Annotated in this window: 19 protein-coding genes and 1 tRNA gene; 14 read left to right on the top strand and 6 right to left on the bottom strand. The window is 63.8% G+C overall.

The features are described 5' to 3' along the window. Positions 1-26 precede the first annotated feature (26 nt). The 3 genes from rpoD to ABX298_RS12570 all read left to right on the top strand — a co-directional run bounded on the left by rpoD (position 27) and on the right by ABX298_RS12570 (position 5,923). Positions 27-1,877, top strand: a complete 1,851-nt coding sequence (gene rpoD, locus ABX298_RS12580; RefSeq protein ID WP_025337450.1) for an RNA polymerase sigma factor RpoD — start codon at positions 27-29, stop codon at positions 1,875-1,877. 209 nt (positions 1,878-2,086) lie between these two features. Then, positions 2,087-5,830 (top strand): EAL domain-containing protein, encoded by a 3,744-nt coding sequence (locus tag ABX298_RS12575; RefSeq protein ID WP_286100910.1) that lies wholly within the window; start codon positions 2,087-2,089, stop codon positions 5,828-5,830. A 16-nt stretch (positions 5,831-5,846) separates the two neighbouring features. Next, positions 5,847-5,923, top strand: a tRNA-Ile gene (locus tag ABX298_RS12570). Between the two features lie 57 nt (positions 5,924-5,980). On the opposite strand, the gene ABX298_RS12565 is transcribed toward ABX298_RS12570, so the two are convergent. Continuing rightward, on the bottom strand, positions 5,981-6,508 hold the full coding sequence (locus ABX298_RS12565) for a DUF2442 domain-containing protein (protein WP_075044401.1): 528 nt from the start codon (positions 6,506-6,508) through the stop codon (positions 5,981-5,983). After that, positions 6,505-6,747 (bottom strand): DUF4160 domain-containing protein, encoded by a 243-nt coding sequence (locus ABX298_RS12560; RefSeq protein ID WP_075046929.1) that lies wholly within the window; start codon positions 6,745-6,747, stop codon positions 6,505-6,507. Before ABX298_RS12560 ends, ABX298_RS12565 begins: the two co-directional genes overlap by 4 nt. Positions 6,748-7,031: 284 nt before the next feature. On the opposite strand from ABX298_RS12560, the gene ABX298_RS12555 reads away from it, so the two are divergent. Beyond that, the gene (locus ABX298_RS12555) at positions 7,032-7,493 is read left to right on the top strand and encodes an Lrp/AsnC family transcriptional regulator (RefSeq protein WP_015268712.1); all 462 of its coding nucleotides are present in this window, start codon (positions 7,032-7,034) and stop codon (positions 7,491-7,493) included. Positions 7,494-7,506: 13 nt separating this feature from the next. Here ABX298_RS12555 and ABX298_RS12550 read toward each other — a convergent pair whose 3' ends face one another. Then, the gene (locus ABX298_RS12550) at positions 7,507-7,797 is read right to left on the bottom strand and encodes a hypothetical protein (RefSeq protein ID WP_075044400.1); all 291 of its coding nucleotides are present in this window, start codon (positions 7,795-7,797) and stop codon (positions 7,507-7,509) included. Positions 7,798-8,409: 612 nt separating this feature from the next. Between ABX298_RS12550 and ABX298_RS12545 the strand changes: the two genes are divergently transcribed. From ABX298_RS12545 to ABX298_RS12505, 9 genes are all read left to right on the top strand, one after another. Beyond that, positions 8,410-10,092, top strand: coding sequence for an NAD(P)/FAD-dependent oxidoreductase (locus tag ABX298_RS12545; RefSeq protein WP_013970572.1), 1,683 nt, complete (start codon positions 8,410-8,412; stop codon positions 10,090-10,092). 14 nt (positions 10,093-10,106) lie between these two features. Continuing rightward, positions 10,107-10,901 (top strand): carbon-nitrogen hydrolase family protein, encoded by a 795-nt coding sequence (locus ABX298_RS12540; protein ID WP_367394451.1) that lies wholly within the window; start codon positions 10,107-10,109, stop codon positions 10,899-10,901. A 159-nt stretch (positions 10,902-11,060) separates the two neighbouring features. Further along, positions 11,061-13,361 (top strand): pyrroloquinoline quinone biosynthesis protein PqqF, encoded by a 2,301-nt coding sequence (pqqF, locus tag ABX298_RS12535; RefSeq protein WP_367394450.1) that lies wholly within the window; start codon positions 11,061-11,063, stop codon positions 13,359-13,361. A 158-nt stretch (positions 13,362-13,519) separates the two neighbouring features. Beyond that, positions 13,520-13,591, top strand: a complete 72-nt coding sequence (pqqA, locus tag ABX298_RS12530) for a pyrroloquinoline quinone precursor peptide PqqA (RefSeq protein WP_003243383.1) — start codon at positions 13,520-13,522, stop codon at positions 13,589-13,591. 78 nt (positions 13,592-13,669) lie between these two features. Further along, positions 13,670-14,581, top strand: a complete 912-nt coding sequence (gene pqqB / locus ABX298_RS12525) for a pyrroloquinoline quinone biosynthesis protein PqqB (RefSeq protein ID WP_075044397.1) — start codon at positions 13,670-13,672, stop codon at positions 14,579-14,581. A gap of 153 nt (positions 14,582-14,734) precedes the next feature. Next, complete coding sequence (gene pqqC / locus ABX298_RS12520; RefSeq protein WP_003255592.1) at positions 14,735-15,490, top strand: pyrroloquinoline-quinone synthase PqqC; 756 nt, start codon at positions 14,735-14,737, stop codon at positions 15,488-15,490. Beyond that, positions 15,487-15,762, top strand: a complete 276-nt coding sequence (gene pqqD, locus ABX298_RS12515; protein ID WP_004375207.1) for a pyrroloquinoline quinone biosynthesis peptide chaperone PqqD — start codon at positions 15,487-15,489, stop codon at positions 15,760-15,762. The genes pqqC and pqqD overlap by 4 nt, the downstream gene beginning before the upstream one ends. Before the next feature lie 10 nt (positions 15,763-15,772). Further along, a complete protein-coding gene (pqqE, locus tag ABX298_RS12510) occupies positions 15,773-16,894 on the top strand; it encodes a pyrroloquinoline quinone biosynthesis protein PqqE (protein WP_162276775.1) in 1,122 nt (373 codons plus the stop codon). Then, a complete protein-coding gene (locus ABX298_RS12505) occupies positions 16,860-18,683 on the top strand; it encodes a S9 family peptidase (protein ID WP_075044395.1) in 1,824 nt (607 codons plus the stop codon). The genes pqqE and ABX298_RS12505 overlap by 35 nt, the downstream gene beginning before the upstream one ends. Before the next feature lie 123 nt (positions 18,684-18,806). Here ABX298_RS12505 and ABX298_RS12500 read toward each other — a convergent pair whose 3' ends face one another. Then, positions 18,807-18,965 carry a YqaE/Pmp3 family membrane protein gene (locus ABX298_RS12500; protein WP_009681539.1) on the bottom strand — a complete coding sequence of 53 codons (159 nt, stop codon included), beginning with the start codon at positions 18,963-18,965 and terminating at the stop codon, positions 18,807-18,809. Between the two features lie 153 nt (positions 18,966-19,118). Next, positions 19,119-20,399, bottom strand: coding sequence for an aspartate aminotransferase family protein (locus ABX298_RS12495; RefSeq protein WP_075044394.1), 1,281 nt, complete (start codon positions 20,397-20,399; stop codon positions 19,119-19,121). A gap of 209 nt (positions 20,400-20,608) precedes the next feature. Between ABX298_RS12495 and ABX298_RS12490 the strand changes: the two genes are divergently transcribed. Then, the gene (locus ABX298_RS12490) at positions 20,609-21,532 is read left to right on the top strand and encodes a LysR family transcriptional regulator (RefSeq protein ID WP_004375209.1); all 924 of its coding nucleotides are present in this window, start codon (positions 20,609-20,611) and stop codon (positions 21,530-21,532) included. 377 nt (positions 21,533-21,909) lie between these two features. Here ABX298_RS12490 and ABX298_RS12485 read toward each other — a convergent pair whose 3' ends face one another. Then, complete coding sequence (locus ABX298_RS12485) at positions 21,910-23,688, bottom strand: acyl-CoA dehydrogenase C-terminal domain-containing protein (RefSeq protein ID WP_367394449.1); 1,779 nt, start codon at positions 23,686-23,688, stop codon at positions 21,910-21,912. Positions 23,689-23,762: the final 74 nt, after the last annotated feature.

Here is a 23,762-nt window from a genome sequence, read left to right as displayed (position 1 = left end):
CCAAGACCTTCAGTGGATAGGGTGTTATGTCCGGAAAAGCGCAACAGCAGTCTCGTATCAAAGAGTTGATCACCCGCGGTCGTGAGCAGGGCTACCTGACTTACGCGGAGGTCAACGACCACCTGCCTGAGGATATTTCAGATCCGGAACAGGTGGAAGACATCATCCGCATGATCAACGACATGGGGATCAACGTATTCGAGAGTGCTCCGGATGCGGATGCCCTTCTGTTGGCGGAAGCCGACACCGACGAAGCCGCGGCCGAAGAAGCCGCTGCTGCGTTGGCGGCAGTTGAAACCGATATCGGCCGCACGACCGACCCGGTGCGCATGTACATGCGCGAAATGGGTACCGTCGAGCTGCTGACCCGCGAAGGCGAGATCGAAATCGCCAAGCGTATCGAGGAAGGCATCCGTGAAGTCATGGGCGCCATCGCCCACTTCCCGGGCACTGTCGACTACATTCTCGGCGAATATGACCGTGTCACCACCGAAGGTGGCCGTCTGTCCGACGTTCTCAGCGGTTACATCGACCCTGATGACAATATCGCCGCGCCGACCGAAGAAGTGCCGATCCCTGGCACCAAGGCCGCCGCCGCGAAGGAAGAGTCCGACGACGACGAGGAAGAGTCCGAAAGCGGTGACGACGAGGAAGAGGCCGAGAGCGGCCCGGACCCGGAAGTCGCCCGCCAGCGTTTCGGTGCAGTCAACGACCAGCTTCAGGCCACCAACAAGGTCCTGAAGAAGAACGGTCGCGCCCACAAGGAAAGCATCGACGCCCTGCAGGCCCTGGCCGACCTGTTCATGCCGATCAAGCTGGTGCCGAAGCAGTTCGAGGTACTGGTAGAGCGTGTTCGTGACGCCCTGAACCGCCTGCGCCAGCAGGAACGCGCCATCATGCAGCTGTGCGTGCGTGACGCCCGCATGCCGCGTGCCGACTTCCTGCGCATGTTCCCGAGCAACGAAACCGACCAGACCTGGAGCGGTGACCTGGCCAAGCGCAACACCAAATGGGCTGCCGCCCTGGGTGAAAAGGACGCTGCCATCGTCGCTTGCCAGCAGAAGCTGATCGACCTTGAGACCGAAACCGGCCTGACCGTAGCCGAGATCAAGGAAATCAACCGTCGCATGTCGATCGGTGAAGCCAAGGCCCGCCGCGCCAAGAAAGAAATGGTCGAGGCGAACCTGCGTCTGGTGATCTCCATCGCCAAGAAGTACACCAACCGTGGCCTGCAGTTCCTCGACCTGATCCAGGAAGGCAACATCGGCTTGATGAAAGCGGTGGACAAGTTCGAATACCGTCGCGGCTACAAGTTCTCGACCTACGCCACCTGGTGGATCCGCCAGGCGATCACCCGTTCGATCGCCGACCAGGCGCGCACCATCCGTATTCCGGTGCACATGATCGAGACGATCAACAAGCTCAACCGTATTTCCCGCCAGATGCTGCAGGAAATGGGTCGCGAACCGACCCCGGAAGAGCTGGGCGAGCGCATGGAAATGCCTGAGGACAAGATCCGCAAGGTACTGAAGATCGCCAAAGAGCCGATCTCCATGGAAACCCCGATCGGTGACGACGAAGATTCGCACCTGGGCGACTTCATCGAGGACTCGACCATGCAGTCCCCGATCGACGTGGCCACGGTCGAAAGCCTCAAGGAAGCCACCCGTGACGTGCTCTCGGGCCTGACCGCACGCGAAGCCAAGGTGCTGCGCATGCGTTTCGGTATCGACATGAACACCGACCACACCCTCGAAGAGGTGGGCAAGCAGTTCGACGTGACCCGCGAGCGGATCCGTCAGATCGAAGCGAAGGCGTTGCGCAAACTGCGCCACCCGACTCGCAGCGAGCATCTGCGCTCCTTCCTCGACGAGTGATGACAAACCCCGGCCCAGGCCGGGGTTTTTCTTTTCCGGCCCTGCGCGATCCCTGTGGGAGCCGGCTTGCCGGCGATGGGCTGCGCAGCAGCCCCATTTCCTCATTACCCCCCTTCCGACAGCCAGAACACAAAGCCCGCCCTTCCACCGCACACCTGCAGCAATGCCCGTCTACACTCGACTTCATACCACTTGAATGTGAGGCCGCTATGCCGCTGATGCCGGCCATCCTGTTGCTGCTCCTGATTTTGTGGAACACAACGGCCGGCGCCCTGACCCTGACAGACGAGGAGAAAGCCTGGTTGGCTGCCCACCCGCAGCTGAGCCTGGGTGTAGACGCCTCTTGGCCACCGTTCGAGTTTCGCGACCAGGAGGGCCGATACCAGGGATTGGCCGCCGATTACATCGCCACGATCCAGCAACGCCTGGGTGTGACGCTCAAACCGGTCGAACCCAGCAGCTGGACCGAGGTACTGGCGCAAGCACGCGAAAGCCGCATCGACCTGCTGCCCGGCATCATGTCCACCCCCGAACGCCAAGGCTACCTGGCCTTCACCCGGCCGTACCTCGACTTCCCCATCGTCATCCTCGCCCACAAAGGCGGCGCACAGCCGCGCAACCTGGAGGACCTGTACGGCCTGAAGATTGCCGTGGTCGAAAACTACGCACCACACGAACTGCTGCGCACCCACCACCCGGACCTCAACCTGGTGGCCCTGCCCAACGTCAGTTCCACCCTACAGGCCCTGGCCACCGACGAAGTGGACGCGGTGGTCGGTGACCTCGCTTCAAGCATCTGGAGCCTGCGCCAGCTCAAGCTCGACGGCCTCTACGTCAGCGGTGAAACGCCCTACCGCTACCAGCTGGCCATGGCCGCCCCGCGCGACAAGAAGGTGCTGGTCGGCATTCTCGACAAAGTGATGGCCGACATGAGCAGCGGCGAAGTCAGCCAGATCCAGCAACGCTGGGTGGGCAATGTGGTCGACCAACGGATGTTCTGGTCCGACCTGCTGGTATACGGCCTGCCCGCGGTGCTGGTATTGATGGCTGTGCTGGCAGTGGTCATCCGCATCAACCGCCGGCTCAGTTCGGAAATTTCCCGACGCATCGCCCTGGAACAGGAACTGCGCAGCAGCGAGTACCACTATCGCAGCCTGGTAGAGAGCCTGTCCGCCATCGCCTGGGAGGCCGACGCCAACGACTTCACCTACAGCTACGTCTCACCCCACGCCGAAGGCCTGCTCGGCTACCCATTGGCCGACTGGCTCAAGCCCGGTTTCTGGCGCAGCATCCTGCACCCGGAGGATGCCCTCTGGGCCCAGGCCTACTGCGACAGCGAAACCGCCGCCGGGCGCGACCACAGCCTCGACTACCGGGTAATCCGGGCCGATGGCCAGCCATTGTGGGTACGCAACATCGTCAGCATGATCGAGCATGGCCACCAGCCGGTGATGCGTGGCCTGATGATCGACATCAGCGAGACCAAGCGCACCGAGGACGCCCTGCGCCTGTCCGAGCAGAAGTTCGCCTCGGTGTTCCAGCAGTGCCCCGACATCCTGCTGATCGCCCGCCACAGCGACGGCTGCCTGCTGGAGGTGAACGAAGCCTTCGAAGAGCAGATCGGCCTCACCCCGGGCCAGGTAATCGGCCGCACCGCCACCGAGCTCAACCTGTGGGGCGTCGAAGGCACCGGCCCGCGGCTGCTCGAACGCCTGCACCGGGGCGGTATCCGCAACCTGGAAATGAGCTTCCGCCGCAGTAACGGCCAACTGTTCACCGGCCTGACCTCGGCCGAAACCTTCGAACTCGACGGCAACCTCGCGCTGGTGGTGGCGGTACGCGACATCAGCCAGCTCAAGGAAACCCAGGAGCAGCTGCAAACCTCGGAAGAGAAATTCGCCAAGGCCTTCCATGCCTCGCCCGATGGCCTGCTGCTGTCGCGCCAGAGCGACGGCTTGCTGCTTGAAGTGAACGAGGGCTTCTGCCGCCTGACCGGCTACGATCTCAGCCCGACCCTCGACCAGACCTCGCTGGACCTGGGCATCTGGGTCGACCTCAACGAACGCAAGCGCCTGGTCGAACAGCTCAACCGCGACGGTTTCGTACGCGACTTCACATGCCACCTGCGCCGCAGTGATGGGCAGATTCGCCTCTGCGAGCTCTCTGCACGGCCGCTGCCGATTGCTGGCGACGACTGCATGCTGACCATCGCCCGCGACATCACCGAACGCCACCTGATGCAGGAAAAACTGCAGCTGGCCGCAACCGTGTTCGAGAACACCGCCGAAGGCGTGCTGATCACCGACATCGACCAGCGCATCAGTGCCGTCAACCGCGCCTTCAGCGAAATCACCGGCTACAGCGAGATCGAAGCCCTCGGCCAGACCCCGCGCCTGCTTGCCTCCGGCCAGCACGACAGCGCGTTCTATGTCGCCATGTGGCACCAGCTGACCGACGAAGGCCACTGGCAAGGCGAGATCTACAACAAGCGCAAGAACGGCGAGCTGTACCCCGGCTGGCTGACCATCAGCGCCGTGCGCAACAGAGAGCGCGAGATCACCCACTTCGTCGCCGTGTTTGCCGACATCTCCAGCCTCAAGCACGCCCAGGCCAAGCTCGACTACCAGGCCCACCACGACCCGCTGACCGGCCTGCCCAATCGTGCCCTGTTCGAGAACCGCCTGCAGGCCGCACTCACCTGCTCGCAAGTGTCCAACCGCAAGGGCGCGGTGCTGTTCCTTGACCTCGACCGTTTCAAGCACATCAACGACAGCCTCGGCCACCCGGTCGGCGACCTGCTGCTCAAGGGCATTGCCCAACGCCTGAAGGAGCAGGTGCGTGATGTCGACACCGTGGCCCGCCTGGGCGGCGACGAGTTCATCATCCTGCTGCCCGGCTTGCACAAACCCAGTGACGCCAGCGCCATCGCCAACAAGCTGCTGGCCTGCTTCAACGCGCCGTTCCAAGCCGGCGAGCACGAGTTCTTCACCAGCGCCAGCATCGGCATCAGCCTTTATCCACAGGACGGCACCGACGTTTCCACACTGATTCGCAACGCCGACGCAGCCATGTACCGCTCCAAGGCCAAGGGCCGCAACCGCGTCGAAGCCTACACCCTCGACCTCACCGCCCAGGCCAGCGAACGCATCGCCCTGGAGCACGAACTGCGCCGCGCCATCGAGCGCAACGAACTGAGCCTGTGCTTCCAGCCCAAGCTCAGCCTCAAGACCCAGAGCCTGGTCGGCGCCGAAGCGCTGATCCGCTGGAGCCACCCGACCTTTGGTGAAGTGCCGCCAGAGCACTTCATCCACCTGGCGGAAGAGAACGGCACCATCCTCCAGATCGGCGACTGGGTGCTGGAACAGGCCTGCCGGCAGATGCAGGCCTGGAAGATGCACTACGACCCCTTCGGCCCGCTGTCGATAAACCTCGCCGGCGCCCAACTGCGCCACCCCCACCTTGCCCGGCGCATCGAACAGTTGCTGAAGCACTACCAGCTCAAGGCCGGCGACCTGCAGCTGGAAATCACCGAAAACTTCATCATGAGCCAGGCAGAGGAAGCCCTGGCCGTGCTGTACCAGCTGAAGAAGCTGGGCGTGCAGCTGGCCATCGACGACTTCGGCACCGGTTATTCATCGCTGAGCTACCTCAAGCGCCTGCCGCTGGACATCCTCAAGATCGACAAGTCGTTCATCCGCGGCCTGCCCGACGACCCCCACGACGCCGCCATCGCCCGCGCGATCATCGCCCTGGGCCGCAGCATGCAGCTGACCATCATTGCCGAGGGCGTGGAAAACCAGGCCCAGCAACGCTTCCTGGCGGCTGAAGGCTGTGAGCAGATCCAGGGCTACATCGTCAGCCTGCCCCTGCCCCCGGACGACTTCGCGGCGACGTTTCTTCGCATAGCACTATCGGATCTTTCAGATGGCACAGGTGCGAAACCCTCGTTATAATCCGGCCACTTACTGAGGGCCTATAGCTCAGTCGGTTAGAGCAGAGGACTCATAATCCTTTGGTCCACGGTTCGAGTCCGTGTGGGCCCACCAGATGCGAAAAAAGCCGCGCGATTGCGCGGCTTTTTTTGTCTGTGTTCAGGCGGTGAATCACGCTCGCTTCTTCGGGGCATGCCCGGCCGCCTCATTTGCGAAGCTTCCAGGCAGGTGATAGGGCGCACGGCTCACTTCCATGTCAGCCATTCGAAGTGCTTCCCATCCCTTCATCGCCAAAGCGACCGTCCTCGGCACAGGCTTTTCTCCACTACGATAGTAAGCCAACATGCGCCTGCTCAAGCCCAATTCCCGAGCTGCGCGATCCAATGTCAGCTCATGCTTAGCCATCCAGTTCCAGATGAGCTCATGTGAACACTCCCCTGCCTGCTCCACCGCCCGTGCGCGCAGGTTGTCCGCAGCAAGTTCAAGACTGTCGTCATTGGCCCAGATGACTGTGTCTTGCCACTCACCAATCGCAGCCGTTGCAAATACCTTGGGATCCGCAAGCGGGCCCAGAGTCGCGTGCTTCTCAATGATTTCATCCAGCGCCACGGTGAATTGCTGCCCATCCGCAAAAGTCAGTAGCAAGGTGCAAGGGGCAGTGACGGCCACCTCTGTGAGTTGAAAATGTTTGTTGGTCATGGATTCAGCTCCTCCCACATTGCTAGTAGTCGAGCCCTGTTCCGCGAAGCCCATTCAAGCGCCTCGCTCATCTCGCGCAAGGAAACCCGTGAACCACCGAAACCGGCCAGCGGGGACAGGTCATTGATCCCAATCAGTGCCTGACGGCCATCACTGAAACGCAGATGGAAATGCGGTGGTAGATGGTCGTTTGCGTAGAGATAGATTACGCAATTGGATAATCGATGGATCGTGGGCATGAGCTCATCATATAGTGCAATGGTTGCACCAAACAGTACCATCCGACCAATCTGTTCACAGCCCCAAAAATGTAACTCTTTTGGTTATTCCCCTCTCGACCGCGTCTCAGCCTGCCGCCGATTGCAGAAGGTCATACCCGCCGTAAAGTCCTGCGTGCCCAGCGACATCGCCCCGATCATCAGGTCGCCCCAGATTGGACCGCGTCAGCGCAGCCAGCCGTGACTGCCCTTGCTCTGGCCAGCACTGGCTGGCTAGGCTAGCGGGTCAACCGTAGAGACTCGCCATGTCGGATTCCCGCTCCATCACGCTGGATGAAATCGATCGCCAGCTGATCGCCCTGCTGCAGATAAACGCCCGCGAAAGCGTCGCCACCCTCGCCCGCCAGCTGGGCATCGCCCGCACCACCGTCAACTCGCGCCTGGAGCGGTTGGAGAAGAACAAGGTCATCTCCGGCTATGGCGTACGCCTGGGCCAGCGGGTGATGGGTGGGGGGCTGCAGGCGTATGTGGGGATCAAGGTGCAGCCGCGCTCGGGCAAGGAGGTGGTGCGGCGCCTGAGTGCCATGGGCCAGGTGCAGCAGCTGTGCGCAGTGAGCGGGGAATTCGATTATGTGGCCTGGCTGCGTACGGATTCGCCCGAGCAACTGGACCAGTTGCTTGATCAGATCGGCAGTGTCGACGGGGTGGAGAAGACCACCACGTCGATCATTCTCAGCAGCAAGGTGGACCGCGGGCAGCCGCTCTGAACCTGGCTGGCGGTCAGGCCTCCTGGCCGTCGAGCAGGCCTTCCAGAATCGCCGAAAGGCTTTCGGCGGAATGCTGCATCGACCAGACGATGTCACGGCTGCGCTCGGGGGCGTGATGCTGGGCGTAGTCGGTGGCGATCTGATTGAGACCACGGGCCAGCAGGCAGGCGTGGACCAAGGCGTCTGCGGCGTCGATGCCGGAGCGTATGGCGAATAATGGCGGGTGGCTGGATTCGCAGTTGCAGAAGGTTTTTTCTGCGGTGGGTTTCAGTTTTTCGGGTTGGTCGGGTAAGCGTTTGGTCATGGTATAGCCTCCAAATCACAAGGGTGATCGGCGGCCAATCGCATCCTTCTCACGGGAATTGGGTGGCAGCCATGCACGAGGTGAGAACCGGCGAACTTGGAGGCGCGTACCCGGCCAGGCAAAGCCTGCCCGCGCACAGCTGCCATAGCAGTGCGCCTCCAGAATGGTCCGCGGGTTCTCACGCCCGATCGCCGAATTTCCGGCGACCCAGTGAAGTTAACGATGAAGCGATTCCCGCGATGCCAGACCGAGGCGGTAGAGGGCGTAGGGTAATTCCCTATTTCATGGCATGGGTGTAGGCAATGTCTGATCGACCGCATGGCAAGGGCAACACAGCCCCCTGTGGGAGCGGGTTTACCCGCGAATGCGTCGGTAGATTCACTGCAGCATTCGCGGGTAAACCCGCTCCCACATAGACCGGTTCCACTCTTGGATTAGTCAATCGCCTGCTTCGTCGTAATGCGCCTAAATAGTACTATTTCGACGATACAAGCTACATTCAGACAACAATCTGCACCTTAATAACGAACACCCCACTCCCTAAAATGGCCCCCAGGCATCTCCTATACTCAGGCTCCGCCCGCTGCGCAGCCTCTCTGGCAAGGTCACTTCATGAACAAGAAAAACCGCCACCCCGCCGATGGTAAAAAACCCGTCACCATCTTCGGCCCGGACTTCCCCTTCGCCTTCGACGACTGGCTGGAACACCCCGCAGGGCTGGGCAGCATCCCGGCCGAGCGCCATGGTGAGGAAGTGGCAATCGTGGGCGCCGGTATCGCCGGCCTGGTGGCAGCCTACGAGCTGATGAAGCTGGGCCTCAAGCCGGTGGTATACGAAGCATCCAAGCTGGGTGGCCGGCTGCGCTCGCAAACCTTCAACGGCACCGACGGGATCATCGCCGAACTGGGTGGCATGCGCTTCCCGGTGTCGTCCACTGCCTTTTACCACTACGTGGACAAGCTGGGCCTGGAGACCAAACCGTTCCCCAACCCGCTGACCCCGGCCTCGGGCAGCACGGTGATCGACCTGGAAGGCCAGACCTACTACGCCGAAAAACCCACCGACCTGCCCAAGCTGTTCCACGAAGTGGCCGATGCCTGGGCCGACGCGCTGGAAAGCGGTGCCCGGTTCGCCGACATCCAGCAGGCCATCCGCGACCGTGACGTACCGCGCCTGAAAGAGCTGTGGAACAAGCTGGTACCGCTGTGGGACGACCGCACCTTCTACGACTTCGTCGCCACCTCGCGCTCGTTCGCCCAGCTGAGCTTCCAGCACCGCGAAGTGTTCGGCCAGGTCGGCTTCGGCACCGGCGGCTGGGACTCGGACTTCCCCAACTCGATGCTGGAAATCTTCCGCGTGGTGATGACCAACTGCGACGACCACCAACACCTGGTAGTCGGCGGTGTGGAGCAGGTACCGCAAGGCATCTGGCGCCATGTACCGGAGCGTTGCGTGCATTGGCCGGAAGGCACAAGCCTGAGCGGGCTGCATGGCGGCGCACCGCGTACCGGGGTCAAGCGCATCGCCCGCGCCGCCGATGGCCGCCTGGCGGTCACCGACAACTGGGGCGACACCCGTCACTACAGTGCCGTGCTCGCCACCTGCCAGACCTGGCTGCTGACCACCCAGATCGACTGCGAGGAATCGCTGTTCTCGCAAAAGATGTGGATGGCCCTGGACCGCACCCGCTACATGCAGTCGTCGAAGACCTTCGTCATGGTCGATCGGCCGTTCTGGAAGGACAAGGACCCGGAAACCGGCCGCGACCTGATGAGCATGACCCTCACCGATCGCCTCACCCGTGGCACCTACTTGTTCGACAACGGTGACGACAAGCCGGGGGTGATCTGCCTGTCCTACTCGTGGATGAGCGACGCGCTGAAGATGCTGCCGCACCCGGTGGAAAAACGCGTGCAACTGGCCCTGGATGCACTGAAGAAGATCTACCCGAAGACCGACATCGCCGGGCACATCATCGGCGACCCGATCACCGTTTCCTGGGAAGCCGACCCGCACTTCCTCGGCGCCTTCAAGGGCGCGCTGCCTGGGCACTACCGCTACAACCAGCGCATGTACGCGCACTTCATGCAGCAGGACATGCCTGCCGAGCAGCGCGGCATGTTCATCGCCGGTGACGATGTGTCGTGGACGCCGGCCTGGGTGGAAGGCGCGGTACAGACATCGCTGAATGCGGTGTGGGGTATCATGAATCACTTCGGTGGCCGCACCCACCCGGACAACCCCGGCCCAGGCGACGTGTTCGACGAAATCGGCCCGATCGCCCTGCCGGACTGAGACAAGGAGGCAGCATGCGCATCGCTCTGTTCCAGGGCGCACCCAAGCCACGGGACGTGCCCGGCAACCTGCAACGGTTGCGCCACCAGGCGCAACTGGCGGCCGAACGCGGCGCCAGTTTGCTGGTGTGCCCGGAGATGTTCCTGACCGGCTACAACATCGGCCTGGACCAGGTCGAGCGCCTGGCCGAGGCCGTCGATGGCCCGGCGGCCATGGAGGTGGTGGAGATCGCCCAGGCGCACCGCATCGCAATCGTCTATGGCTACCCGGAGCGTGGCGATGATGGCGCGATCTACAACAGCGTGCAGTTGATCGATGCGCACGGCCGCAGCCTGAGCAACTATCGCAAGACCCACCTGTTCGGCGAGCTGGACCGCTCGATGTTCAGCGCAGGTTCCGATCACTTCCCGGTGGTGGACCTGGATGGCTGGAAGGTCGGCCTGCTGATCTGCTACGACATCGAGTTCCCGGAGAATGCCCGGCGCCTGGCGCTGGACGGCGCCGAGCTGATCCTGGTGCCGACGGCGAACATGTCGCCGTACGACTTCATCTGCCAGGTGACCGTGAGGGCGCGGGCGCAGGAGAACCAGTGCTACCTGGTGTATGCCAACTACTGCGGCTCGGAAGGCGAGATCCAGTATTGCGGGCAGAGCAGCATCATCGGCCCGGATGGCAGCCTCCTGGCCATGGCCGGGCGGGACGAATGCCAGTTGCTGGCGGAGCTGGAGCATGAGCGGGTGGTGCAGGGGCGGGGGGCGTTTCCTTACCTGAGCGATCTGCGCCAGGAGCTGCACCTGCGTAAAGGCTGACAGGGGCCGCTGTGCGGCCCATTCGCCGGCAAGCCAGCTCCCACCTCGACCGCACCGGTTTCAAGGCATGTGCAGTCCCTGTGGGAGCCGGCTTGCCGGCGATAGGGCCAGGCCTGCCAACACAAATGGGTTAGCATGAACACCTGCCCCGGAGTTTCCATGCCCGACGCCACCCGCCACCTCACCCTCGCCAACGGTCTGCAGCTGACCCTGCGCCACGCCCCGCGCCTGAAGCGCTCGGCCGCCGCCCTGCGGGTGCACGCGGGCAGTCACGACGCGCCGACCAGATGGCCCGGCCTGGCCCACTTTCTGGAGCACCTGTTCTTCCTCGGCACCTCGCGCTTCCCTCTGGACGACGGCCTGATGCGCTACGTGCAGGCCCTCGGCGGCCAGGTCAATGCCAGCACTCGCGAACGCACCACCGACTTCTTCTTCGAGGTCCCGCCCAGCGCCCTGGCCGGGGGGCTGGAGCGCCTGTGCCAGATGTTGGCCGAGCCAGACCTGGGCATCGAGCGCCAACGCCGCGAACGCGAAGTAATCCATGCCGAGTTCATTGCCTGGTCGCGCAACCCTCAGGCCCAGCAGCAGTTCGCCTTGCTGCAATCGGCAGCGCCCGGCCATCCATTGGGCGCTTTTCATGCCGGTAACCGGCACACCCTGGCCTTGCAGGATCCTGCCTTCCAGCAAGCGCTCGGTGGCTTTCACCAGCGCTTCTACCAAGGCGGCCAGGTCACCCTGAGCCTGTGCGGCCCGCAATCGCTGGATGAACTGGAATTGCTCGGCCGGCAGCATGCCAAGCTGTTCGCAACGGATGAACGGGTGCCACAAGCTCTGCCACCGCCTTTATCGGCGACCGACACGCACCTGCTGTTCAGCCACGAAAACCTGCCGGCAGGTGCCGAGCAGGCCCTTGAGTTGCTGATCGCCTGCCTCGGCGATAGCCGCCCGGGCACCTGGCTGGATGCGCTTCGCCAGCGTGGCTGGCTGCAAGGCTTCAAGGCCGAGGCGCTGTATGCCTTCGCCGGGCAGTTGCTGTGGCACATTGATCTGAAGCTGAGCGAGGACGCCTGCCCAGAGGAAGCCGATGCCCTGTTGCAGGGCTGGTTCGGCTTCATCCGTCAGGCCGCCCCTGAGCAATTGAGTGCCGAATTCGAGCTGCTGCAGCAAAGTCGCGAACGCAGCGCCAGCGCGCTTGAGCTGGCCCGCCGGGACAGCGCCGGCCAGCCGTTCGCCGGCCTGGACACACAAGGCTTGCAGGCCCTTCGTGCCCTGCTGGAAGGCTTGCCGGGCCGCGCACATGGGCATTGGCAACTGCCCGCCGTTGACCCCTTGCTCCTGGTCGACTTGCCTGATGCCAGGCCGCACCCGTTGCCAGCGGCACTGAAGGTCAGCGACCAGCTGCCTGGCGCTCGTCAGTACGCGGCGCTGTACCTGCGCTGGCATGTCCCTTCACCGTTGCGCCAGCGCCTGCACGCGCTGCTCGAACGTGCCCTGCACCCCATGCAAGAGCGCTGCGAGCGCGTATCGGTGCAGTTGCAGTTCAGTGCCGCTGGCGAATACTGGCAACTGCGCTGCGCAGGGCTGCCGGCAGCGGTATTGCGCACTGTGGAACAGGCCTTGGCACTGATGCTCAAGCCCCCGGCAGGAAGCTGGCTGCCGAGTTCGACGCAGCCTCCGGCACTGATCCCCATCCGGGCCCTGCTCAAGCAGCTGCCCGACGCAGTTCTGGGCGCCGCGCCTGCACCTGCTCCGGCCTGCACCTTGGCACAGACGCATCTCGACAGCCTGTGGCAGCAAGCACGCTGGCACGGCCTGGCTGCCGGCTTCGACGATGCCGCCCTGAACGCATTGGGCACCGTGCTGCAGCACTGCCCTGGCCAAGGCTCGGCGCCTGGCCCTCTGCCCGCCTGGGCCAGCCACCGTTGGCAACATGCCGAAGTACCTGGCAGTGAGCATGCCCTGCTGCTGTTCTGCCCACTGCCGGCGGCCATGGAAGCCGCTGGCCGCCTGCTCGCCCAATTGCTGCAAGGGCCGGTTTACCAACGGCTGCGGGTAGAATTGCAACTCGGCTATGCGGTATTCAGTACCTTTCGTCAGGTCGAGGGGGTCGGCGGCCTGCTGTTCGGGGTCCAGTCGCCTCATGCCAGCCAGGTACAGATCCTCGACCACCTGCTCACCTTGCTGCGCCAGGGCGTCACCCTGGCCCCTGCCGCTGGTCAGGCCCTGGCCGGGCAATTCGATGAACCGGCGATGGGCAACGCCGAAGTCGCCGAATGGGCGTGGCAGACATTCCTGGCCACACAACCCGGCAGGCTGGATGCGCTGCGCAGGTCTATCCTGAAAACGCGGCAGACGGATCTGGACCAGCTGCTGAGCCACTTGCTCGATAAGGGCTCCACTTGGCTATGCCTTGCCAACGCTGCCGCACCAGATGCTTCCTGGCTGGGTTCAACCCCATGATTGTTACGAAAACCGCAACGGAGTTTTCGAATAATTAACCTTTCGGTACAAATTTTTCTTGTAAGATAGCGCAATCCCAGCCATGGGAACCTCCAGCCAATGGCGGTACCCAAGTAGTAGCTGACAAACCCACCCCCTCATCCGGAAGGAGTAATTCCATGTGGACCAAACCTGCATACACTGATCTGCGCATCGGCTTCGAAGTCACCATGTACTTCGCCAACCGCTAAGCCCGGCTTACGGTTCAACGCCTCGGCCTGCCGGGGCGTTTTCGTTTTTTCGCTACGGTTTCTGCAGAGAGAGTGGCCATGTACATCCAGGTTCTCGGTTCCGCCGCCGGCGGCGGGTTCCCACAGTGGAACTGCAACTGCGTCAACTGCAAGGGCTTGCGTGACGGCACCCTGCGGGCCACGCCACGCACCCAGTCGTCCATCGCCCTGTCCGACGACGGCGTGCACTGGGTGCTGTGCAATGCCTCGCCCGACATTCGCGCCCAGCTTCAGGCCTTTGCGCCGATGCAGCCGGCCCGCGCCCTGCGCGACACCGGCATCAACGCCATCATCCTGCTGGACAGCCAGATCGACCACACCACCGGCCTGCTCAGCCTGCGCGAAGGCTGCCCGCACCAGGTGTGGTGCACCGACATGGTCCACCAGGACCTGACCACCGGCTTCCCGCTGTTCAACATGCTCAGCCACTGGAACGGCGGCCTGCAGTGGAACCGCATCGAGCTGGAAGGCAGCTTCGTCATCGACGCCTGCCCCAACCTGCGCTTCACCCCGTTCCCCCTGCGCAGCGCCGCGCCGCCCTACTCGCCGCACCGCTTCGACCCGCACCCGGGCGACAACCTTGGCCTGCTGGTCGAGGACACCCGCACCGGCGGCAAGCTGTTCTACGCCCCGGGCCTGGGCCAGGTGGACGACAAGCTGCTGACGATGATGCACGACGCCGACTGCCTGCTGGTCGACGGCACCCTGTGGGAAGATGATGAAATGCAGCGCCGTGGCGTGGGCACCCGCACCGGCCGCGAGATGGGCCACCTGGCGCAGAACGGCCCCGGCGGCATGCTGGAGGTGCTGGACGGCTTCCCGCGCCAGCGCAAGGTACTTATCCACATCAACAACACCAACCCGATTCTCGACGAAGACTCGCCCGAGCGTGCCGAAGTGCTGCGCCGGGGTGTGGAAGTGGCCTTTGATGGCATGAGTATCGAGTTGTAACAGCCAGATTGCACAAGCAACACAGGCCCTGTGGGAGCGGGTTCACCCGCGAAGAATCCCACACAGTGTATGGCACCGGCTTCGCCGGTGTTCGCGGGTAAACCCGCTCCCACAGGGATCGCGCCGAGACTCAGCTATACAGGAGCCAGCCGAATGAGCGACGCACTGCCAATGTCCCCTGCCGAATTCGAGCAGGCCCTGCGCGCCAAGGGCGCCTACTATCACATTCATCACCCGTACCACGTGGCGATGTACCAGGGTCGCGCCACCCGCGAACAGATCCAGGGCTGGGTAGCCAACCGCTTCTACTACCAGGTCAACATCCCGATGAAGGATGCCGCGATCCTGGCCAACTGCCCGGACCGTGAAGTGCGCCGCGAGTGGATCCAGCGCCTGCTCGACCACGATGGCGCGCCCGGCGAGGACGGTGGTATCGAAGCCTGGCTGCGCCTGGGCCAGGCCGTGGGCCTGGACCCGGACCAGCTGCGCTCCCAAGAGCTGGTACTGCCCGGTGTGCGCTTTGCCGTGGACGCCTACGTCAACTTCGCCCGCCGGGCCAGTTGGCAGGAAGCAGCCAGCAGCTCGCTGACCGAGCTGTTCGCACCGCAGATCCACCAGTCGCGCCTGGACAGCTGGCCGCAGCATTACCCGTGGATCGACCCCGCCGGCTACGAATACTTCCGCACCCGCCTGGGCCAGGCCCGGCGTGACGTGGAGCACGGCCTGGCGATTACCTTGCAGCACTACACCACCCGCGCGGGCCAGGAGCGTATGCTGGAGATACTGCAGTTCAAGCTGGATATTCTCTGGAGCATGCTCGACGCCATGAGCATGGCCTACGAGCTGAACCGCCCGCCCTATCACTCCGTCACCCAGGAACGGGTGTGGCACAAAGGGATCACCCTATGAGTTTCGACCGTAATCAAGTGCCAGCCTGGCGCCCCGGCTACCGCTTCCAGTACGAGCCGGCGCAAAAGGGCCATGTGCTGCTGTACCCAGAGGGCATGATCAAGCTCAACGACAGCGCGGCCCTGATCGGTGGCCTGATCGACGGCCAACGCGACGTTGCCGCGATCATCAGCGAACTCGAACAACAGTTCCCCGGTGTCCCGGAAGTGGCCGATGACATCGAGCAGTTCATGGAGGTGGCCCGTGCCGAACACTGGATCGTCCTCGCCTGAGTTACCGCCCATGCCCGCAGTCGGCCTGCCGCTGTGGCTGCTGGCCGAGCTGACCTACCGCTGCCCGCTGCAGTGCCCGTACTGCTCCAACCCGCTGGACTTCGCCGCCCAGGGCCAGGAGCTGAGCACCGCGCAGTGGTTCAAGGTGATGGCCGAAGCCCGGGAAATGGGTGCCGCGCAAATCGGCTTTTCCGGCGGAGAACCGCTGGTACGCCAGGACCTCGCCGAACTGATCGGCGAGGCCCGCCGGCTGGGCTACTACACCAACCTGATCACCTCGGGCATCGGCCTGACCGAGGCGCGCATCGCCGACTTCAAGAAGGCCGGCCTGGACCATATCCAGATCAGCTTCCAGGCCAGCGACGAGCAGGTCAACAACCTGCTGGCCGGCTCGAAGAAGGCCTTTGCGCAAAAGCTGGAAATGGCCCGTGCGGTAAAGGCCCATGGCTACCCGATGGTGCTCAACTTCGTCACCCACCGGCACAACATCGACAAGATCGACCGCATCATCGAGCTGTGCATCGCCCTGGAAGCCGACTTCGTCGAGCTTGCCACCTGCCAGTTCTACGGCTGGGCCCACCTCAACCGGCTGGGCCTGCTGCCGACCCGCGCGCAGCTGGAACGGGCCGAACGCATCACCAACGAGTACCGGGACAAGCTCAAGGCCGAGGGCAACCCGTGCAAGCTGATCTTCGTCACCCCGGACTACTACGAGGAGCGCCCCAAGGCCTGCATGAATGGCTGGGGCAGCCTTTTCCTCACCATCACCCCGGACGGTACCGCCCTGCCCTGCCACGGCGCGCGCCAGCTGCCGGTGCAGTTCCCCAACGTGCGCGACCACGACCTGCACCACATCTGGTACGACTCGTTCGGCTTCAACCGCTTCCGCGGCTATGAGTGGATGCCCGAACCCTGCCGTTCCTGCGACGAGAAGGAAAAGGACTTCGGCGGCTGCCGCTGCCAGGCCTTCATGCTCACCGGCGATGCCAGCAACGCCGACCCGGTGTGCGCCAAGTCGGCCGACCACGGCATCATCCTCAAGGCCCGCGAGGAGGCGGAAAGCGCCCAGCTCACCATTGAAGAGATGACCTTCCGCAATGAACGAAACTCCCGTGTCATCGTCCGCGGCTGAGTTCAGCGCGGCCCAGGCAGTTGCCGCCGGCACCGACTTCGCCGAACTCAAGGTCAGCGCCGCGGGGCTGTTCTGGAACGAGTTTCGCCCGGCCGATGGTGCCTGTCGCATCTGGCACTGGCAGCACCAGCAGGCCCGCTGCCTGACCCCCGATGGCTTCAGTGTGCGTAGCCGGGTGTACGAATACGGCGGTGGCAGTTTTTGCCTGGGTGGTGACGGCCTGCTGTTCGTCAACGAAAAGGACCAGCAGGTCTATACCCAGGCCCTGGAAGGCACAGCACCGCGCGCACTGACCGATGATGCCAGCTGCCGCTACGGCGATGTGCAGTGGCATGGTGGCATGGTGCTGGCGGTCGAGGAGCAGCATGGCGAACGGGTCGAGCATCGCTTGGTCGCCCTGGGTGAACAAGCCCGCGAAGTGCTCGCCGAGGGTGCCGACTTCTATGCCTCGCCTACGGTGAGTACCGACGGCCAGCGCCTGGCGTGGGTCGAATGGGACCGCCCGGCACAACCCTGGACCGTCACCAGGCTGATGTGCCGCACATGTGATGCAAGTGGCCACTGGGGGCCCGCGCAATGTGTGGCCGGCGCTGACGAATCGCTGCAGCAGCCGCGCTTCGATAGCGAAGGCCGACTCTACTGCCTGTCTGACCGCAATGGCTTCTGGCAGCCCTGGGGCGAGGTCGATGGCTGCTGGCAGGCCCTGCCTGCCGAGCCCGCGGACCACGCCGCGGCACCCTGGCAACTGGGCGTCAGTACCTGGTTGGCGCTGGGGCCACAAAGCTATCTGGCCAGCTGGTTCGAAGACGGCTTCGGGCAACTGGGGCTGCGTACTGCCGATGGCCGCCTGGAGCGTTTCGCCAGCGCCTACACGCGCTTTCGCAGCCTGGCCATGGATGCCGAACACCTGTACGCGATTGCCGCCTCGCCGATCAGCCCGCCGGCGGTCATCGCCATCGCCCGCAGCAACCACGAGGTCAGCGTATTGGCTGGTGGCGCCGAAGTGCTGCCGGCAAGGCATATCAGCCTGCCGCAGTCGATCCACTACGGCAGTGACGGCCAGCGCGCCCATGGCTTCTTCTACCCAGCAGCCCGGTCGCAAGGGGCCGCACCGCTGGTGGTGTTCATCCACGGCGGGCCGACTTCGGCCTGTTATCCCGTGCTCGACCCGCGCATCCAGTACTGGACCCAACGCGGCTTCGCCGTCGCCGACCTGAACTACCGGGGCAGCACCGGCTATGGCCGTGAATACCGCCAGGCCTTGCATCTGCGCTGGGGCGAAAGCGATGTGGCCGATGCTTGCGCGGCGGTGGAATACCTGGCCGGACGTGGGCTGATCGACAGCCGCAAGGCGTTCATCCGCGGCGGTAGCGCGGGCGGCTACACCACCCTGTGCGCCCTGGCGTTCCATGATGTGTTCCGCGCCGGCGCCAGCCTGTACGGGGTCAGCGACCCGGTTGCCCTGGGCCGGGCCACCCACAAGTTCGAAGGGGATTACCTCGACTGGCTGATCGGCGACCCGCTGCAGGATGCCGAGCGCTATCGCCAGCGTACACCGCTGCTGCATGCGGGGCAGATCAAGGTGCCGGTGATTTTCTTCCAGGGCGAACTGGATGCGGTGGTGGTGCCGGAGCAGACGCGGTCGATGCTGGCGGCGCTGCAGGCTAACGGGATAGAGGCCGAAGGGCACTTCTATGCGGGGGAGCGTCATGGGTTCCGCAAGGCGGAGAACCTGGCGCATGCGCTGGAAGAAGAATGGAAATTCTATTGCCGGGTGTTGGGGGGCTGAGCATCTTGGGGCTGCTTTGCAGCCCAATCGCCGGCAAGCCAGCTCCCACAGGTATTACACAGGCCTTGAGCGCTACGCAGTCCTGTGGGAGCCCGGCTTGCCGGCGATGAGGCCCTGTTTAGGCTAACGCTTGGCGATGATATACACCGCATGCACGATCCCCGGAATGTACCCCAGCAAGGTCAGCAAGATATTCAGCCAGAACGCCCCGCCAAACCCCACCTGCAGGAACACGCCCAGCGGTGGCAGGATGATGGCGATGATGATGCGTATAAAGTCCATGCGAGTCTCTCCTGAAGGGGTTACATCAGAGACTAGCCGCCCGCCACAGAGGTTCAACAGGCAAAAAAAAACGCCCCGGGCCGAATGAAACAGGCCAAGGGCGATGCGCAGGAACGCCAGACGGTTCGTAGAATTCTCGATGTCACCAGGCCGCTAGGCTGGCATTTCGCGGCGGGCCTGCTGCTGGGCGTGCAGGCGGGCAAAGGCACGGGCCAGGCGCAGCAGCATTTCGTCGATGTTGCCCTTGCTCACGGTCAGCGCTGGCGAAAAACGCACCACATCCGCCTGCGGTGCGTTGAGCAACAGGCCTTCGTGCAGGGCTGCCGCCACCAGCTCGCGGGCCAGGTTTTCTTTCATCTGCAGGGCCCACAGCAGGCCTTGCCCGCGCACTTCGCCCTGGCCATAGCGCCCGGCCAGCCGGCTCAGGCCTTCACGCAGGTGGCGGCCGTTGTCCTGCACCAGGGCGAAGAAGCCAGGCTCCAGCACGGTATCCAGCACGGCCAGGCCGGCGGCGCACATCAGCGCGTTGCCATGGTGGCTGCCTTCCAGTTCGCCAGGCTCGGCGCAGCACGCCGTGCCCCGGGCCAGCAAGGCCGCCAGCGGCACGCCACCGCCCAGGCCCTTGCCCAGGGTGATGATGTCGGCGCGCACGCCGTAGGTTTCCTCGGCCAGCAGCGCACCACAGCGGCCAATGCCGGTCTGCACCTCGTCGAGGATCAGCAGGATGCCCAGTTCGCGGCACAGCGTTTCCACACCCTTGAGGTATTCCTGCGTGGCCGGGATGACACCTGCCTCGCCCTGGATCGGCTCGAGCATGATCGCCACGGTGCGCGAGTCCACCTCGGCGTGCAGCGCCGCCAAGTCGTTGAACGGCACCTTGCTGAAGCCCGGCAGGCCCGGCTCGCAGCGGTTGCATGGCAGCGGGTCGGACGCCGACAACGCGCCCAGGCTGCGGCCATGGCAGGCCTGGCTGGCGGTAATGATGTGATAGGCGCCGTTGCGGTGCAGTTGGCCCCACTTGCGCGCCAGCTTGATCGCACCTTCGCAGGCTTCGGCACCGCTGTTGAGCAGGTAGGCCTGGTCGCTGCCGGTGCTCTGGCACAGGCGGTTGACCAGCCCCAGCAGGCCACGGCTGTGGAAGCCCGAGCCCGGGTTGATCAGCGCCTGGGCCTGGTTGCCTAGCGCCTTCACCAGCACACTGGGGCTGTGGCCCAGGCTGTTGACTGCACCACCCTGGGTGAAGTCCAGGTAGGCATGCCCTTCGTTGTCCCACAACCAGGAGCCTTGGCCACGCACGAACACCTGCGCTGCGCGTTCGGTGCTGGGCATCAGGCGCTCACGCGACAGCTGCGGCGCTTCCGGCACGATCACCGGCGCACGCTTGGGCTCGGCGACGGCGGCAGGGGCCGGGCGGCGCAGGTTGAACAGGTTCATCAGGGCTCCAACCAATCACGACAGGGGCGGCCACGGTGCGGTCTGGGTGCCGGCACTCGATATTTTGCCTTGCCTATCAAAAGTGTTTTTCATCCGGGGTAACAATCGACCGATTCATCGCTGTAACCCGTTGGAATACGGCGATAGACTAGGCCTCGCGAGGGTTTTCGACCATTTCGTTTTTCCAGCATTTTTGATAAGTGTCACTTATGGATTTCCGCCAACTGCGTTATTTCGTCGCGGTGTATGAAGAAGGCCACGTGGGCCGCGCCGCCGAGCGCCTGTCGCTGTCCCAGCCAGCGCTTTCCCAGCAGATCCGCCAGCTGGAGCACAGCCTCGACCTGAGCCTGTTCGAACGCAGCAACAAGCGGCTGCTGCCGACTCTGGCCGCCCACACCCTGTACAACCACGCCCTGCCGCTGCTCGACGGCCTGCAGCGAGCCCACGAGGCCATGCGCAACTTCAAGGGCCAGTCGCTGCGTACTTTGGCCATCGGCGTACTGCAGACCGTGCGACCGAGCCTGGTGCCGCAGCTGCTCGAACGCCTGCGCAGGGCACAGCCGCACCTTGTGGTGCAGATCTACGAACTGTCGGGGCTGGAGATCGAACGGCGCTTGCTCAATGGCAGCCTGGACATCGGTATCAGCTACCTGCCGCCACGCCAGCCGGGGCTGCATGGTCTGTTGCTGTACGAAGATGAGCTGCAACTGGTCATCCCCGCTACCCACCCGCTGAAGGACTTCAAGAAGGTGTCCATCCGCCAGGCCGCCGAGCTGCCCATGCTGATGCTGGGCGAGGAGTTCCAGATCCGCCAGATCTGGCAGGCGCAGCTGGCCAGCCAGGGGCGTCGGCCGCAGGTGCAGGCAGAGATGAACAACATGGCGGGGATTCTCGACAGCCTGGCCCATACCGCGCTGGCCACCATCCTGCCGGGGCGGGCCAAGGAGGCCGCCGAGGATGACCAGGGGCTGCTGTGGAAGCCGTTGAGCGAGCCGCGGGTACCGCTGAAGGTTGGCTTGGTGTTCCGCGATGCCCAGCGCCAGCAGGCCTCTGTGGAGCTGCTGCGCACGCTGCTGGAGGAAGAGACGGACGCCCGCCTGTTGGGTGCATCACCGCTGGATGTGCTGGGCTGAAAAACACGCGCACAAAGAAAACCCCGCCGAAGCGGGGTTTTCCAGACTGTTTCCCTGTGACATCCGTATCGCCCCGCCATCCTGGCAGGTGGTCCTTCGTCGTCATCCGTGATCTGTCCTTTGCGCTTCCTGCGCAACGTCCATGTGGTAAAGAATAGCCGTGGATCCAATCTGAGAACAGTGGTGAAAAGTCACCGCGTCGTGTAGGAAAAAGCTTACAAAGGGGATTCATTCCCAAATTTGGCAAATCTGTCGCCTGTACCGGCCCTTTCGCCGGCAAGCCAGCTCCCACAGGTACTGCACATGACTTGAAGCCAATGCGGTCGAGGTGGGAGCTGGCTTGCCGGCGAAAGGGCTGCGTAGCAGCCCCAAAAATGTCAGAACTGCTCGGCATCCAGCAGGTACAACGACTCACTCCCCGCCTTCACCGAAGCCACCAGCGAATCCACCCGCGGCAGCAACCGCGCAAAGTAGAACCGCGCCGTACCCAGCTTGCCCGCATAGAACGCTTCATCCCCCTCACCCGCCTGCGCCGCCCGCGCCATCAATGCCCACATGTAGGCATAGGCGACATAACCAAAGGCATGCAGGTACTCGACCGAAGCCGCGCCAATCTCGTTCGGGTTACCCTTGGCGTGTTCCAGCACCCACTCGGTCAGCCCGTCGAGCTGATCGAGATAGGCAGCCAACGGCTTGGCAAATTCATCCAGCTCGCTACCCGCGCTGGCAATGAACTGGCGAATCTCGTCGGAGAACAGCCGGTAGTACGCCCCACCACTGGCCACCACCTTGCGCCCCATCAGGTCGAGGGCCTGGATGCCGTTGGTGCCTTCGTAGATCTGCGTGATACGCACATCGCGCACCAATTGCTCCTGCCCCCATTCGCGAATGTAGCCATGCCCGCCGAACACCTGCTGGCCGTGCACCGCGCACTCCAGGCCCAGGTCGGTGAGGAAGGCCTTGGCCACCGGCGTCAGCAGTGCCACCAGCTCTTCGCTGCGCTTGCGCACGGCGGGGTCTTCGCTGTACTTGGCACTGTCCAGCTGCATGGCCACGTAGCTGGAGAAGGCACGGCCACCCTCGATCAGCGCCTTCATGGTCAGCAGCATGCGGCGCACGTCCGGGTGGACGATGATCGGGTCAGCGGCCTTGTCCTTGGCTTGCGGCCCGGTCGGGGCGCGGCTTTGCAGGCGATCGCGGGCGTACTCCACGGCATTCTGGTAGGAGCGCTCGGCCGAAGCCAGGCCCTGGATACCAACACCCAGGCGCTCGTAGTTCATCATGGTGAACATGGCCGCCAGGCCCTTGTTCGGCTCACCGACGATATAGCCGACCGCTTCGTCGAAGTTCATCACGCAAGTGGCCGAGGCCTGGATGCCCATCTTGTGCTCGATCGAGCCACAGGTGGCCGGGTTGCGCGCCCCCAGGCTGCCGTCTTCATTGACCAGGAACTTCGGCACCAGGAACAGCGAAATGCCTTTCGGCCCCGCCGGTGCGTCCGGCAGCTTGGCCAGCACCAGGTGGATGATGTTCTCGGTCAGGTCGTGCTCGCCGCCGGTGATGAAAATCTTGGTGCCGCTGACCTTGTAGCTGCCGTCGGCCTGGGGCTCGGCCTTGGTGCGGATGATGCCCAGGTCGGTACCGGCGTGCGGCTCGGTCAGGCACATGGAACCGGCCCACACGCCGGCGTACATGTTCGGCAGGTACTTTTCCTTCAGCGCTTCACTGGCGTGGGCATTGATCGACAGGCAGGCGCCGGCAGTGAGCATCGGGTACAGGCCGAAGGACAGGCTGGAGGCGTTGACCATTTCCTCGACCTGGGCCGAGATGACCTTGGGCATGCCCATGCCGCCGAACAGCGGGTCGCCGCCCACGCCCACCCAACCGCCTTCGGCATAGGTGTTGTAGGCGTCGATGAAACCGGCCGGTGTGCGCACCGCGCCGTTGTCCCAGTGGCAACCCTCTTCATCCGCAGCGCGGCTGAGCGGCGCAATGGATCTGGCAGTGACCTTGCCGGCTTCTTCCAGCACCGCCATGGCCGTGTCGGCATCGACAACCTCGGCCAGCCCGGGCAACTGCGCCCACTGCTCGGCCACGTTGAACACTTCATTCAGTACGAAGCGCATGTCGCGCAGGGGCGCTTTATATTCAGCCATGACAACCTCTCGCTAGTCGGGTCGGGGCGGTCTCGGGGAACCGCGACACTGGGTTGCAGGCAGTGTAACCGAAC

It is taken from the genome of Pseudomonas sp. X4, assembly GCF_040784925.1.
Taxonomy (GTDB): Bacteria; Pseudomonadota; Gammaproteobacteria; order Pseudomonadales; family Pseudomonadaceae; genus Aquipseudomonas; species Aquipseudomonas putida_Z.
Note: the sequence above shows the minus strand (reverse complement) of the source record. Positions and strands in the feature narration are given on the sequence as shown.